The 15,198-nt window shown below is 50.2% G+C and carries 14 protein-coding genes and 1 riboswitch; of the genes, 2 read left to right on the top strand and 12 right to left on the bottom strand.

The window, feature by feature from the left end; translation table 11 throughout:
• Window positions 1-20: 20 nt before the first annotated feature.
• Entirely contained in the window at window positions 21-1,412 is a 1,392-nt protein-coding gene (locus FHT67_RS25065; RefSeq protein ID WP_208403582.1) for an amino acid permease, read from the bottom strand.
• A 168-nt stretch (window positions 1,413-1,580) separates the two neighbouring features.
• Window positions 1,581-1,771, bottom strand: a riboswitch (Lysine riboswitch).
• 213 nt (window positions 1,772-1,984) lie between these two features.
• On the bottom strand, window positions 1,985-2,968 hold the full coding sequence (locus tag FHT67_RS25060; RefSeq protein ID WP_132309230.1) for an SLAC1 anion channel family protein: 984 nt from the start codon (window positions 2,966-2,968) through the stop codon (window positions 1,985-1,987).
• Window positions 2,969-3,177: 209 nt separating this feature from the next.
• Between FHT67_RS25060 and FHT67_RS25055 the strand changes: the two genes are divergently transcribed.
• A complete protein-coding gene (locus tag FHT67_RS25055; RefSeq protein WP_167201683.1) occupies window positions 3,178-4,281 on the top strand; it encodes a GerAB/ArcD/ProY family transporter in 1,104 nt (367 codons plus the stop codon).
• A 212-nt stretch (window positions 4,282-4,493) separates the two neighbouring features.
• Here FHT67_RS25055 and FHT67_RS25050 read toward each other — a convergent pair whose 3' ends face one another.
• The 3 genes from FHT67_RS25050 to FHT67_RS25040 all read right to left on the bottom strand — a co-directional run bounded on the left by FHT67_RS25050 (window position 4,494) and on the right by FHT67_RS25040 (window position 8,086).
• Window positions 4,494-5,660, bottom strand: coding sequence for a Ger(x)C family spore germination protein (locus FHT67_RS25050; RefSeq protein ID WP_167201682.1), 1,167 nt, complete (start codon window positions 5,658-5,660; stop codon window positions 4,494-4,496).
• A 38-nt stretch (window positions 5,661-5,698) separates the two neighbouring features.
• Window positions 5,699-7,279: a spore germination protein gene (locus tag FHT67_RS25045; RefSeq protein WP_167201681.1), complete on the bottom strand. Its 1,581-nt coding sequence runs from the start codon at window positions 7,277-7,279 to the stop codon at window positions 5,699-5,701.
• Between the two features lie 129 nt (window positions 7,280-7,408).
• On the bottom strand, window positions 7,409-8,086 hold the full coding sequence (locus FHT67_RS25040; protein ID WP_208403540.1) for a hypothetical protein: 678 nt from the start codon (window positions 8,084-8,086) through the stop codon (window positions 7,409-7,411).
• Window positions 8,087-8,143: 57 nt separating this feature from the next.
• On the opposite strand from FHT67_RS25040, the gene FHT67_RS30425 reads away from it, so the two are divergent.
• Entirely contained in the window at window positions 8,144-8,272 is a 129-nt protein-coding gene (locus FHT67_RS30425; RefSeq protein ID WP_279591597.1) for a hypothetical protein, read from the top strand.
• 572 nt (window positions 8,273-8,844) lie between these two features.
• Here FHT67_RS30425 and FHT67_RS25035 read toward each other — a convergent pair.
• The 7 genes from FHT67_RS25035 to FHT67_RS25005 form a co-directional block, all read right to left on the bottom strand.
• Window positions 8,845-9,606 (bottom strand): glycerophosphodiester phosphodiesterase, encoded by a 762-nt coding sequence (locus tag FHT67_RS25035; RefSeq protein WP_132309220.1) that lies wholly within the window; start codon window positions 9,604-9,606, stop codon window positions 8,845-8,847.
• 42 nt (window positions 9,607-9,648) lie between these two features.
• A complete protein-coding gene (locus tag FHT67_RS25030) occupies window positions 9,649-10,644 on the bottom strand; it encodes a CehA/McbA family metallohydrolase (protein WP_167201679.1) in 996 nt (331 codons plus the stop codon).
• A 4-nt stretch (window positions 10,645-10,648) separates the two neighbouring features.
• Window positions 10,649-11,113 (bottom strand): hypothetical protein, encoded by a 465-nt coding sequence (locus FHT67_RS25025; protein ID WP_167201678.1) that lies wholly within the window; start codon window positions 11,111-11,113, stop codon window positions 10,649-10,651.
• Window positions 11,110-11,955, bottom strand: a complete 846-nt coding sequence (locus FHT67_RS25020; protein ID WP_132309214.1) for an ABC transporter permease — start codon at window positions 11,953-11,955, stop codon at window positions 11,110-11,112. Before FHT67_RS25020 ends, FHT67_RS25025 begins: the two co-directional genes overlap by 4 nt.
• Window positions 11,955-13,157 carry an extracellular solute-binding protein gene (locus tag FHT67_RS25015; protein ID WP_132309212.1) on the bottom strand — a complete coding sequence of 401 codons (1,203 nt, stop codon included), beginning with the start codon at window positions 13,155-13,157 and terminating at the stop codon, window positions 11,955-11,957. Before FHT67_RS25015 ends, FHT67_RS25020 begins: the two co-directional genes overlap by 1 nt.
• 57 nt (window positions 13,158-13,214) lie before the next feature.
• The gene (locus tag FHT67_RS25010) at window positions 13,215-14,240 is read right to left on the bottom strand and encodes an ATP-binding cassette domain-containing protein (RefSeq protein WP_167201869.1); all 1,026 of its coding nucleotides are present in this window, start codon (window positions 14,238-14,240) and stop codon (window positions 13,215-13,217) included.
• Between the two features lie 131 nt (window positions 14,241-14,371).
• On the bottom strand, window positions 14,372-15,196 hold the full coding sequence (locus tag FHT67_RS25005; RefSeq protein ID WP_132309210.1) for an ABC transporter permease: 825 nt from the start codon (window positions 15,194-15,196) through the stop codon (window positions 14,372-14,374).
• Window positions 15,197-15,198 lie beyond the last annotated feature (2 nt).

Here is a 15,198-nt window from a genome sequence, read left to right as displayed (position 1 = left end):
AGCCTCTGCTTTTCCTTCTGTTACTCCACTGTAGGATCAATATTACATTCTTCAAGCTTTAAAAGCTTGGTCTTATACTTCCATTTGTATCCGAGCCAAATGGCAAGGAAAAACGGAATCCCGATATAGGAAGCAAGCATAAACGTCCAGTCTACCTTGCCGTCCGAGAACGCGCTGAAGCTTTGACCGATAATAACGATCATGCACATGACGCCCGCGAGAATCGGACCAAACGGATACCATAAAGAACGGTACGGCAGATCCTCTACTTTGCGTCCTTGCGCCACGTAAGCCTTGCGGAAACGGTAATGGCTGATCGCAATGCCCAGCCAAGCGATAAAGCCGGACATACCGGACGCGTTCAGCAGCCAGACGTAGACTTGTCCGTCGCCGAAGAAGGAAGCCAGGAAAGCCAGCATGCCAATCGCCGCCGTAGCAAGCAACGCATAGACCGGAATACCGCGCTTGTTCAATTTCGCGAAAATTTTCGGAGCTTTGCCTTCCTTCGCGAGTACCCATAACATACGGGTCGAAGCATACATGCCCGAGTTGCCGGCCGACAGTACCGAGCTCAGGATTACGGCGTTCATAACGGATGCGGCAATGCTGAGACCTGCTTTTTCAAAAATAATCGTAAATGGACTAGCCGCTACGCTGTCATCCGCAAGCGTGTCGGTTGTGTAGGGAATCAGCATCCCTACGACGAAGATCGCCAGGATGTAGAACAACAGAATTCTCCAGAATACGCTGCGGATCGCGCGCGGAACGTTCTCGCGGGGATTCTCGGATTCCCCTGCCGCGATACCTACCAGCTCCGTTCCCTGAAACGAGAAGCCTGCAGCCATACAGATCCCCAGGACCGCAAGCCATCCTCCCGATATGGGAGCATCGCCGGCCGTAAAGTTGCTAAAGCCAACCGCATCGCCTTTCCAGATTCCCACGATCATCAGAAGGCCGATGCCGATAAATACAATGACGGTTACAATCTTTATCATGGCGAACCAATATTCGGATTCACCGTAGCCTTTGACGGACAGCAGATTAAGACCAACCATTAAGACCAGGAACAGCGCGCTCCACAGGAAGGAAGGGCTGTTCGGAAGCCAGAATTTAATAATCAAGGTTGCGGCCGACAGCTCCGCAGCAATCGTAATGGCCCAGTTATACCAATAGTTCCAGCCGAGAGCAAAGCCCAAGGATGGATCCACGAATCTTGTCGCATACGTACTGAAAGTACCGGATACCGGCATGTAAGTCGCCATTTCGCCAAGACTGGTGACAAGAAAGTATACCATGATGCCAATAATGAAATAACCAAGCAATGCGCCGCCCGGACCGGCATCGTGAATCGCACCGCCGCTCGCGAGGAACAGCCCCGTGCCGATTGACCCGCCTAGGGAAATCATCGCCATATGCCTGGACTTCAGGCCTCTGCGTAATTTGTTCTCTTCTTTCACGAACTCATACTCCCCTTATCTACGTTTCCAATAGTGTCCCGATAATAGCAGCCTTATAAACGCAAAAAAGCCGCCTCTCTTTGCAAAAACAAGAAAGACCGCCTCGTCTTCCTCCATTCCAACTATCAAGATAGCACAACATATTGCCGTTGATTGAAGCAATATGACAGTTCCGTTCCTGTTCGGAGACGGCCCCAGCCCGTGACGGTCAGTAAACCGGACGGCTTCGGCGATGATGCCTTTCGTTCGGGATCCACGGTCTTACCGGACCTCCCCCTGATCTACTGATCAACATCGCGACCTCTACCTCATCGAATTGGATGAGGATTTACTATTTAATTTGACTGACATTGTCTTATATTAATGACCTAAGACCGATAAAGCAATGGATAAACAAACCAATTTTCCGTTTTGAACAAACGATTATACCAGGCGCAGGATACGACGATAGACGGTTTACAAAATTTCATCTTTCACCTTTTAAACTCATGAAAAACGGCAGCCATTTGGCTGCCGCTTGCTTCTTCTTATCCTTTGAGAAGTTTTCCGTTAAACAATATATTCAACGTGCGAATAAAGAGTACGAGCAGCACGGCGCTCAACAAAGCCAGAACGATAACGGCAATTGCGGTTAACGGCCATGAGTCGGCGTAAAGCGCGTACTTTAAAGCGGCATTGCTCAGCGCAGCCATCGGGAAGCTTACACCCCACCATGAAGCGCCAAACGGGATTGTTTTCTTGAACACTTTAAAGAACAGGACAAGGAACAAAAACAGGCCGAAGTAAAACAAGATGGACGCGAAGGAATCAACCCGCTGCTCGAAATTCGTGTAACCGAGAAATCCAACTTCGAACGGTGCAATCATAATAATCATGGAAGGCACTAGGCCGGCCGGCATCGGGGCGTGCTGGATCAGCCTGGATAGAATCAAGGTAAAGTAGACTAATGCCACAAATCCACCGATTGCAAGGGATAACAAGTTCACTTCGTGCGCCCAAGGAAAAGGCATTTGCCCGCCGGCAACGGAAATATCCAGGGTTCCCACCACGGGAACCAGCAAGGCTGGAACCATATTTTCAGGTTTGTGATTTCCGTTCAACAAGCGTGAAACGAAAACTAAACTTAGGACTAATGCCAGTACAGTCCCTATTCCCCAAATCACTTGTCCTGCCGCCTGACTATAGCTTCCAATAACCGAGGAAAGCAGAAGAATGGCAATCGTAATCGTACCAAAAAAATTCCCAAGGACGGGATGACTAAATTCGTTCTTTACTTGCTGAGGATATAAAACCCACTTTAAGAGGTAGCTTATGCTTAATACGATAAAGATGACAATAGCCAGAATCCCGATGGCATCCGCGATGACGGTGGAGGTACCCCATAGTTGGTTTGCTTCTCTCCAAGCGAGAGACAGACCGGATATCCCCATAACCGATGCAAATAGATTAACGGGCAAAAATTGGATGGAACCGATGCTTCTTTGTTTATTGACGGCAGTCATGGATTGCATCAAACGGACACCACTTTCTATAAGTTTTAGCGGAGTGCAATCTGCATGCCGATCAACGATCTCCTATTCGCCCATTGTATGAAAATCGCAACCATTGATCAATATCGTTGTTTCTATGATAACGATAGATAAAAACAATGATCTGTATAATTCCTCCATACACCGTCAATACTTGGAACACCTTTGCGACGAAATGGAGAGCAGCCAGGATGAAAGCGAGCGAAAAAATTACGGGAAATCAACTCAGTTTTCTGTTATTTACGTTTATTATCTCTACGAACTTATTAACGGTCCCTTCCTTCATGGTCATGTTCAGCATGCAAGACGCGTGGTTGTCCGCCCTGTTGGCACCGGTCACGGGAATCGTCAGCATATTGGTGATGATTGAACTGGCGAAGCGATATCCGGGTCAGACCCTTACGCAATACTGCTCGAAAATTCTCGGTAAAGGGTTAGGAAAATTAGTAGCGGCCAATTACGTTTATTACTGGTTTGTTTCTATCACGACCATTACAATGCAGCATACGGGGTTTATCAGTACGTTATTGCTTCCGAAAAGCCCTGTCCTCATCATCAGTCTGACATTTCTTGTCGTATGCGGTCTGGCTGCTCATCTTGGTATTGAAGTAATCGCCAGAAGCAACGAGTTTCTTACCATGCTGCTGCTTGTTTTTTTTGTGCCTCTTTTGATTCTAACCGTAAAAGAAGCTAATTTTAACGAGATTAAGCCGATTCTAAGCGATGGCCTCTTTCCCGTCTTAAGAGGAGCAGTCAACCCTGCAGGAGGCTTCATGAATCAGGTCTTTATATTGGGATGGCTCCTCCCTTACTTAAATCAGCTTAAGGCAGCCCGTAAAGTTTCATTTATTGCGCTTTCCGGCATTTCCCTGATTTCTGTCAGTATCGTGATGCTTACGATTATGATTTTTGGTCCGTTAACGGGCAAACTGACCTATTCCTTTTTGAGCGTTGTCCAATACATCGGAATCGAAGGCTCGTTCGAGCGCCTGGAGGCTATCGCGGTTTCCACTTGGGTAATAGGCTGTTTCGTTAAGGTTTCCGTGTCCATGTTTATTTTTAGCCTGTGCGTAAGCCAGCTATTTGAACTGCGCAATTACCGGAGCATGATCTTTCCGCTTACCCTGCTGTCTCTGGTCGGATCCGTCTGGATCTTCAGGAATAGCGCCGAGCTTCTGAATTATCTAGCCTTCACATTTCCGTTGTTGGCCTTCATGAATCAAAGTCTGATCCCTTTATTGCTGCTGTTGATCGACTCGATGAGAAAGAAAATGAAGCGTTCATTATTTCAATAAACCCTCCCCGATCGGCTCGAGCCAGATTTGAAATGCCAGAATAAAACTCGGTACCTTAACTTGAGCAATCAGCAGCGAGCCTACCAGCATGGAAAGGCCTAAAATCCCCCCGCAAACAACGATCTCCCTCGTCTCCTGCTTCCTTCGCAGGGTCCTCATGAAGTAAATAAACCAAGCTATCACAAAAAGAGCGTAACCAACGATACATGCAGTCAATGGATAATCTCCTTCCCGCTTAATTGCAGAGGAGGTCCAGCCATACCGGCGCCTCCGATGGACAGCTTCACGTCAATGGCGACCTCCGCTTCGGAAAACTTGCGGTCCCATTGCGCTTGTACGGCATTCCATGCCTTCGGCTTATTCCGGTAAAGCTCCCGTCCTAAACCAACGGCATCGGCGTTATATCGCTTTTGCAGCTTGACAACGGCATCCTTGATTTGTTTTTCCGCCGCTTTCTCTACTGCCTGTTGGACCAGCATAAGATTTTGCGGCCGAGTAACATCGAGAGTCGAATTATTCTCGATGAGGGTGCCTTTTGCATGCAATATAATTTTAAATTTAATGCGTTCCCCTTGAACGTCCGATGTAATCGTGCGATTGGCATGCGTGACGAGTACTCCCACGTTCCCTTTGCCATCAGGCAGCTCCGTATTGATTCGGCCATCCTCCATGTGATCTCTCGCCCAATTTAAGCCATTCGCCTCGTAACTATTCAGCATGCCGACTAATTTCATATCTTTAAACACGGCTGCCCCGGACAGCTTGAACACGCTGGTTTTGCTCTGGCCTATGCCTTCCGAATCCGCCTCAATGACTCCCATAATGGGAGTAACCCCTTGGCTGGTTGCCGCCATGAAGAAATCCCTCAAGGTTACGGCGATTTCGCTTTGCTCAATCTCCATCTCTTTGACAGCTTCCATCGGCACCTGATCAAAGGGATACTGCGCTTCCAGAACTTGTTTAGCCTCTCCCCCTTTTACGGCCATGATATATGTTTTTAAGCGTTGACGCGGATCGTGGGCGAATACGTCCAGCACGTCGTTAATCCCCTTCCTGCCCAATGACTCGCCAATGAAAATCACGCTGCGATGGGAGGTGAAGAGCCTCCTGGAGCTCTTTTTTTGAATTTTTTCAAACGCGTCGTTGACATTCATGCCCGTGGCAGACATGACAAAAAATTTTTTGTGCTGATCCCCCTTCCCCCCCGTCTGCGAAGAAGACGGAAGGGCAAGCTGCAGGGTCAACATGCTCTCGCCCTTCTCCGTCAAATCAAATGCCGAACCCGTTATAAACGCAAGATCGTTAATTTCCGTACGATCCCAGCAACCGCTGGTAACTAAGAGGAGTAAGACTAAGCAAATACGAAGCAATGGTTTCATCTTAAATCCTTTCTCTTTCTTAACCGACTGGCCATCAGCTACTTACGTTTATTGCGGTAGGGACTTGGCTTTTGTCCGGCAGGTTCCCGAACGGGATTGCTCCCTCCTGTTGCCTGCGGCCTGAATCTTCTCGACCAGATCGGCGATCGAATGAGGATATCCTTCAGATTGGTTGTTGTAATCGGGCCTAGCGGCGTCAAATACGGAACGCCAAACGAGCGCAAGGAGGCGACATGCAAAACGATGCATAAGAAACCAAGCACGATACCGTAAAGCCCTAGCGTTCCCGCCAAAAAAAGGAGCGGAAAACGCAGCAGCCGGATACCGCTCGCGAAATTATAGCGCGGAATGGCAAACGTGGCGATGCCCGTTATGGATACGATAATCACGACCGGAGCGGATATAATGCCTGCTTCCACGGCAGCCTGTCCGATAACCAATGCCCCCACGATGCTGATCGCTTGACCGATTTGCTTGGGCAGACGAATACCCGCTTCCCGAAGCGCCTCAAAGACAACCTCCATAGAGAGCGCTTCGAACATGGCGGGGAAAGGTGCGGCCTCTCTCGAGGATGCAATGCTCAATACCAAATTTGTCGGAATCATCTCTTGATGGAAGGTGGTTATCGCCACGTATAAAGAAGGAGCAAAGATCGCGATGAAAATAAACAAGAAACGAATCCAACGGACAAAAGTGGCAATCGGCCAACGTGTATAGTAGTCCTCGCTGGCTTGAAGCCCGGTCCAGAAGGTCATAGGAACAATTAACACAAACGGGGTGTTGTCGACTAGTATGGCTATTTTGCCTTCCAGAAGCTCGGCAACTACGACATCCGGGCGTTCCGTGCTATGAACCTGCGGAAACGGCGAGTACGGTAAATCCTCGATAAATTCCTCGATGTAACCGGAATCAAGAACGCCGTCAATTTGAATGCGGCTTACCCTATCGCGGACTTCTTCAATTAGAGAATCCTCGGCAATTCCAGCCACATAAGTGATGACAACCTGCGTCTGCGTCAAATCGCCGATTACGACGGACTCCGTTTTCAGCCTTGCTGATTTCAGTCTTCCCCGTATTAAGCCCAGGTTCGTTGCTATATTCTCGATAAATCCATCTCTTGGTCCGCGAATAACCTGCTCGGAGGAGGGCTCCTCAAGACTTCGGTGTTTGACGCCGTTTGCCTTGACCAGCAGAGCCTGACCGTCCGAGTCGGTTAAGACGGCTGCATAACCATCCAGCACCTGTCGAACGATCTCCTTCACTTGAGACGATAGCTTTGTCGCCCCCGCGGAGATGATTGATTCGCTTAATGCCGCCGCTCCCAAAGCTGCAGGCTCCGTCTCTTGTTCATTGCCGCTCTCGAATAACGGCTTCAGAATATGATCGTCAATGACCTGCTCGTCGACGAGACAGGCAAGATAAACAACAAGCGAATCTTGTCCGGCATAACGCGCTTTTCGGAATACAATGTCGGAGCAATTCTTGAATATGTCTCGGAAAATCGTCTCATTTTGCTCCAGAGCCGAGGAAAGCTCCTCCCTCCCGACATCCTCCGGCGACACTTCGGCTATGGATGGAAATTTGGGTTTTGCCCGCATCCATTTCTTGAACCGTTTCACTTGAAATGCCCCCTTAACAGATCCCACGGTATGGATATAGCTTCCCAATTATTGCCGTCTAATATTCCAACAAACAACATAAAACCATGAAGCTCAGCTCCATGGTTTCCTGATCTGTTGTGGGATATCTCAAGTTCTTGGCACAAGTATCGCATGATTATTTCTGATCTGACGGTAGGCAGCCGAGATACACATCAATAGGCCTGTTGTCACAAATACGCCAACCGGAAATGCCCATGTCCCCCAATCCGGGACGATAAGAGGCATTAACGATACGCCGAAGGCAACGGGCACAGGGGTTTTGAATACCTTGCAGAGAATAAAAGTGATCAGCACGTTAATCGCGCCGCTCCCAATCACTGAACCCGGCAACAGATGATACACGCCAACCGCAAGTATTGCCGTTAGAGTCAATACCGCCAAACGAGGCGATATCATCCTCCAATGGAATTTCTCCGTATGAAACAGCTCGAATATGAGGGCAAACACAGGCGGAATGATGAGTACATTTAATTTAGTTGTGAAGGCGAATCCGATCCAAAGAGCCAGAATCAAGGTTATAATGACCGTATCCTTCATCTTGCGAGCATCATTACTTGTCAATTTTGCCGGATCTCTGAACGCAAACGCGGCAATCATAATCACAAACGTGAATATAGCCGTAGAGATTGCGAACGTATAATCGTGCAGACCCAAAAAAATAGGCAGCAACGCAGCGGGAATCGTAGGGCCGAAATTAACGCGAAATACGTGCATCAGAATGACGATTAGAATTAAACCTAACCAGATCTTTAGCAAAGGCGGCATTGACATATAATTCAAGGAAGTTCCGATGAAGGCGCCCAATGTTGGGGAAAGCCATAAGTGAACTGGATTTTTGATCCAATGCGGTACCGGAAACACCATAACCCCCATTGCCATGCCGGCGATTTCGGGAAAAAGTATATCCCGCTGATTGGATACGGCAGCCACCGCAAGCATGAGACAAACTAAAAGGTATGCCGTTAAAAAACGCCCGGATTTAAGAGAATCCCAAAACATTTCGATTCGTCTCCTTTTCAAATCATCGCTTCGTTTCAGATGCTCCAAGACATCATCCCTAATATCCGCCAGCTTCTTACTTCCTATACAGATTATTGTAGCTATTTACTTCAAGAACCTAATTCGGGAAATCCACGTCCGGAGGTGGCATTTGAATGAAGGAGCAATCGGTTCGAGAATGACGTTTGCCTCGTATCCAAACATACTCCCGATCATATTTTTCCAATAAGCCCCCGCCCGTATATCTCTCGTTCAGAACTACCATTACGTATTGGCCGAAAAACAAAGCATTATCAAAATCCGCGTCAAATTGAAGGCGATTTTGATTCACGGTTATCCCATCCCTCTCTTTTCAGTACCTGTCTCGCACCTTCATTCTATGAAAGATGCTACGATAGATCAATATCGTAATCTCTATGCATACGATAGATAGAATTGATCGTTATTTCAAATTTGAATACAAAAAAGAGGTGTCCCATCGTCATTTCTCATGACTCAATATGGGACACCCCGATTTGAATTCGTTAGACCAAAGGCTGCTGATGCTGAAATACCTTCTTCACGTGCATGATCGAAGCAACATTACGCGTTGTGATGGAATAAACGCCCCACTCCGCGTATTGGCGCATCAGCGTTTCATCCTCGACGGTCCATGCATATACGGGCAGTCCCTGCCCAGCGGCATATTCCACAAACTCTTGCCGCAGGATTCCGTGATAAATATTTATTCCCATGCAGGAGGCTTCGCGGGCATCCGCACAGGTCTGAATCATCGCTTCCCTGTACGGCATGGTCTTGAATAGTTCGACATTGACGTTTAGCAGCTTGCTCATATCCGGCTGCAGCCGCTGCGCGAGCAGCGCTCGTTCCCGTTCGCAGCCCGAGAAGAAGGCTTGCTTCAGCAGGCCGAATTTTTGGACCAGCGCCGCAGCAGGCTCAATTGCCTCATCAACCTTCAAGTCCAAATTTATGATTTTGCCGGAAGCTTGTACGAGCGGCAATATATCTTCCAGCTTAAGAAGGGGCGGTACTATCCCTATCTCCGGCTCGGCTTGCAGTTTGGTTAGCTCCTCGTAAGTCCTATCGGCTATATTCGCATGAAACCGTTCAACGGTAAGCCATTCATCGTCATGTGCCAGCACGGGAACCCCGTCCTTGGTCACCCGGATATCTTCTTCCAGCACGTCGGCACCAAGCTCGAGTCCAATCCGGACCGAACGCAGCGTATGCGCCTCCGTGTTCATGCTGCCTGCGTGGGCCGTTATTAGCGGAAAGCTTCGCGTCATTCTTGTCACACTCCCAACCAGCGTCTTTATTTCATCATAAGCTTATTCGGATACCGCGTAAATCGCATTCGTGAAAGCAATCATCGTACGCACACCGCGTACGTTCCCTTTAAGCTCTGCCCTAACCCACTTTAACCCATTCCCTGGAACCTCGAAACGATACCGCTCTTGATCCGGGCTTGCATGCTGCTCTCCGATAACGCCAAGGTTGCTTGATAACGAGACCGAATAACGAGCTTCGGGAAACTCCCATAAGCCTGCTCTAACTTGAAAATCAATACTCACGGCAGCCTCGTAGCTATGGCTTCGTTCCTGCTCCGCCACGCGATCGCCAATCGTGTAAACCATCTTGTCGGAACGCAGCTCCAGCATCACTAACGGCCCCATTGTCACCGAAGCTCTTCCGGCGGCAAGCGCGCGAACGGCTTGTTCCGTTATGCTGCCTTCGCTGTCGTCGAGCTGCAAATACGTAACCGATAAAGGTTCGTCCGTCTGTTCCTGTGCATGCCAATCCCTTCCCGCTGTTGCCGCAATCCGGAAGCCGTCGTTTAACCGCTCGGTCCATAGGCGAAACGCCCGGGAATTGTCCGTCTTAATCGAAGGGAACGTGCCCGACCATACCTCGATATAATCGAGCTGGTTCCAGTCCCGAATTTCGAATTCCCAGAAGCAGCCCGTGCACATCGGATTGCCGACGCGATAAGGATGCGCCATGCCGGCAATCCCGCCAAACGCATGGACCTGCTCGATCCCTTCGTGAATATCGCCCGGACCCGCGGGGCGCCAGTCCACGAAGTCCGTCAGCCCGATCGTCACCATATGTCCGTGGAACGTTGTCCATTCCATGCCCGAAATAATGGTCAGTCCCGTCTCCTTCTCGACACTTTCCCTATCCTTTAAACCCGTCATCGTATTATGGTCGGTCAGTGCCACGCAATCAAAGCCAAGCGCCTTCGCCCCTTGCGCAAGCTCCAGCAGGGATTGCCTGCCGTCGCTGTGATTCGTATGACTGTGCAGCTCGCATGCCATCCAGCGCATCCCGTTAAGCCTCCTCATGATGAATTCGCAAGCGGTACCGGCAATCGTCCGTTACAATCTCATGGAGACTTAACGTAACCCTCCACAACCCTTCGATCAGCTCGCCGCTGACGAATCCCGGAGACGCATCCTTGCCTTCGATAAACAGCAGCTGTTCCGGATCATGCCGATGACCGGCGCCACGATGCCGTTTGGGGTCGTCGACGGATACGGTAATCAGGTTTTTAAGAGGAAGAAACGACTCCCAATTCTCCAGCAACCGATTGCGCTGCGCCGGTTCCGTGTATTTGTTGATGCCGGCCGCAATTAATGGTCGAGCTTGTTCGCGGTCCTCGAGATTTTTAGGTGTGTAAGCGAATTCGATCCAGAGCTTTCCGCCCTGTCGATCCAGATGAAAGCTGTAGGCAATATGCGTCTTGGAGCAGACCGGAGTCACCCGCCCCTCCGCTTCCAGAACAAGACGTTTCATGAAGAACGCGCCCCCTCTTCCTTAATCATGCTGCGAATGTAGAAGTAACCCATGAACGAGCATAGCAGGAAGGTAAAGAACGCCAGCGCCGAAGCCTGCTCCTTCTCCTGAAATACGCCGAATATTTGTTCCATCGATACGCCAAGCATTTGCGGTGCATTAGGCCCAAGCAGGAACGGCGCCGTGAACGAGCCGATTACGCCCATAAAGACGAAGGTTACCGCGACAAGCAGCGTTTTGTAAGTGAGAGGTACGATAAACCGGGTGAAGATTCGGAGTCTGCCCGCACCTACGTCTTTCGCGCTTTCCATCACCGAATCCGGTATCGCCGACAAGGCAGACCCGAGCAGCATGGTCGTGAACGGAATATTGAACCACAGATTCGCGATAATAATGCCTTTCATATCGAAAATAATACGCGGGATTCCGCTCCCGCCAAACAGCAGCACCCACCGGGCTGCCCAGCCGTGGTTGCCCAACAGCTGAATCAAGCCGTACGTGGCAATGACCGACGGGATAAACATCGGGATCATGTACATATTCCGGATCCACCCGACTAACCTGCCTTTGTTGAAACGCATGTAAGCAGCCAGCGCATAACTGACAAGGAGCACGATGACGACCGAAATAACCGTTACTTCCAGCGAGAATACGATGTTGGAGCGCATGAGCTTGTCGGTAAACAGGAACTTGTAATTCGACAGGTCGATGCCGCCCTCCTTATTGGTCAGGCTCTCCTTAAATGATACGGCGATTGGGATGACGACCGTGACGAACAGCAGAAGAAAAGAGGGGATGACCAGAAGCAAGCCCAGTATCCCCATTTTTACTTGTTTGCTCATCATTGCGCCGCTACGTCGCTCTGCCAGCGTTTGTTGATTTCATTGCCCAGGTCGCCGATGTTGAAGGTCCGGAAGCCTTCAGCCACGCCTTTGAAGGAATCTTGAATGTCCTGCGGCATGTTCGACAGCTGGATGCCAGGGAAACCGTGCATTTTCGTCACCACGACCGACTGCGCTTCCGGGGACAGAACGAAGTTCAGAAACTCGTTAACCGCGTCCTTCTTATCGGACAGCTTCGGTACCATCAAGTAAGTCGGACCGCCGTTGAATCCCGGCGTAATTTGCGCGATTTTCGTCGTAGCCGGCAGCTGGCCGTTACCGATTTGCTCTAGCGCCATATCCGACCAAGCCGGGATCATGTCGACTTCGCCGCTGATGAGCAGATCCAGCGTGCCTTGGTTTTTCTTCGGATAAATGCCTTTGCCGTACACGTATTTGCCAAGCTCCTTCAGCGTGTCGAAGCCTTTGCCCCACTGCTCCTCAATGCTTGGATCGGAATTATGAATCGCCTCTTCCGGAAGCTTGTCGTACAGCGTCGTTGTGACAAACGAGCTGCCGGCGCCGCCCGTGGAAGGATCGTTGTAAGCGAAGCGTTCCGGATTGGCTTTAATCCAAGCGAACAGCTCGTCCAGCGTCTTCGGAGGCGTCGGCACTTTCTCGCTGTTGTACGCGAGCACCACGGCGGACGAACGGTACGGGACGGCCAGGTTGGATACGTCCTTCATCGTATTCGCGTCAATGGAAGCAAGATTGCTGATTTTAGCCGGATCAAGCGTTTCCCACAGATCGTCTTTTTGTCCTTGGGTTACGTTGCTCAGCCCGTCCTCGTACAGATCGATGCCGCCGGAGCCTTTGCCCGCCTGCTTCGCCGCGAGAATGCGGTCATACGTAGGCTGCGCGCCGGTACCGGACGGAATATACACCTCTTTGACCTTGATGTTCGGATGGTCCTTCTCGAACATAGGGATAATCGTGTCCCAAAGATTCTTGACGTTCTCGGAGCCCGTGAAGTAGAAGCTGAACTCGACCGGTTTGGCCGACGTATCCGCCGAGGCCGTATTGCTGCCCGCATTCGTAGCGCCGGCGTTAGATGCCCCGGAATTGGCAGTATTCGTATTATTCGAGCTTCCGCAACCCGTGAGAAGAGCGGCGGTAACGGTTGTTACAGTCAATAAAGTTAGGGTGGATTTTTTGCTTAACATGCTTGTTTGCCTCCTTGGCATTGAGGAATTGTTGGTCATGCAGGGCATTCGACAGGCTTAATCTTCCGGATACGCAATGACTTTTTTGAAGCTGACATAAATCTGATCGCCTGAATTCATTTCCTTGACGGCATCCCGCGGCTGAAACGCGCGGATAACGCCATAATCCGGCAATTGAATGGAAACTTCCGCATAATGACCTAGAATCATAATTTGCTTGACGACGCCGGGCAGCCCTTCTTGCTCTTGTCTCGACATGTTGACATCTTCGGGCCGAATGGCCAGCCATACTCCGCCGGACAACGTTTTCGAGTTTGGAAACCTCAACTTCCCTACCGTTACTTGGCCTTCCGAAACCACCCCTTTCAAAAAATTCATCTTGCCGATAAATTGAGCGACATACAGCGTGTTCGGCTGATCGTAAATCTCCTGCGGCGATGCGATCTGCTCGATATTCCCATGATTCATCACGACGATGCGGTCGGAGATAGACAACGCCTCTTCCTGGTCATGCGTAACGAATACCATCGTGAGGCCGGTCTCTGCCTGAATCTCCCGCAGCTCCTCCCGCATCTCATGCCGAAGCTTAGCGTCAAGCGCCGAGAACGGCTCATCGAGCAGAAGAACGGCGGGCTTCAATAGCAGGGACCTGGCAAGCGCAATGCGCTGCTGTTGACCGCCCGACAGCTGGCCCGGAAATTTGTTTTCCGCGTCCGGCAACCGTACGAGCTTAAGCACGTCTTCGACCTGTTTACGGATATCGGCTTTCTTCATCTTTCGTATTTTAAGACCGAATGCCAGGTTCTCGAACACCGTCATATGCGGCCATAGATTGTAGCCCTGAAAGACCATCGAAGTCGGACGTTTCTCCGGCGGCGACTTGAGCACGCTCACGCCTTCGATGAGAATGTCCCCGGAATCCGGTTCGAGAAACCCGCCGATGCTGCGCAATACCGTCGTTTTGCCGCAGCCGGAGGGCCCTAGCAGCGTAATGAGCTCGCCCTTACGCACATCTAGCGAGATCGAAGTTACGCCTTCGCCGGTTTTATACCGTTTCGAAAGCTGTTGAACGGATAGCTGGATTTCCCGGCTGCCCCGAATTGGGTGAACTTCTTGCTTGTTACGTTGAATGCTTTGATTCTCTTGAATATCTTGGATGCTCTGAACCATAACCGTAATAGCCTCCTTTGTCTTGCGATAATGGCCTTGCCTCGTTACTTCAACGTAAACCCGCTGGACATGACATCCGAGCTGACGAAACGTTTGGCGGCAAGCAGCAGAATAATCGTTGGCGCCGTCAAAATGATGGAAAACACCGCGCCGGCAAAGGCTGGATAATCGCTGATAATGGAATACATCACAATCGGCATCGTTTTGTAATTCGGGATACCGACCAGGAACGTTCCTTGCGCTTCGTCCAGCGAGTTAAGGAAAGTGAAGATGGAAGCGACGATAATGCCCGGCATAGCCATAGGCAAAGTGATTTTAAGGAATACGCGGAACGGTCCCGCTCCCACGTCTCTCGCCGATTCTTCCTGTGCTTGGTGCACGTTCCGGAACGCGGCGGTTGGAATCCACGTCATGAACATTAGCACGTTGATCATATGAATCAGGACAACGCCAAGCAGCGTGTTCATCAGACCAAGCTTGTAGAAAAGCACCGCGATCGACACATACAGCCCCATCTTCGGAAACGCATGGGTTAAGAGGAAGGAAAACAGGAAGAAGCGGCTGAACGGGAATCGAATGCGCGCGAACGCATAAGCTGCCGGAATGCATAGCACGATAGACAGCCCCGTTACGATGGCGGCGATCATAAAGGACAAGCCGATGGATTGCGGAATGTCCTCCTGCTTGAAGACGAAAGCCCACCATTTCATGGACCATTCCGTTGGCATAACGTCGGGATAGCTCCATTTTCCGGTGAAGGCCAAAATAGCCAGGTTCAGCAATGGTCCCAGAAAGAAGACAACGAAGATGACAAGCACGATAAATTCAATGATTTTTCTTGTTCCGAGTGCTTTGAAATACCAGCGCATGA

The organism is Paenibacillus sp. BK720 (genome assembly GCF_011761545.1).
Taxonomy (GTDB): domain Bacteria; phylum Bacillota; class Bacilli; order Paenibacillales; family Paenibacillaceae; genus Pristimantibacillus.
The sequence above is the reverse complement of the archived record's forward strand: the minus strand, read 5'-3'. Positions and strand labels throughout refer to the sequence as shown.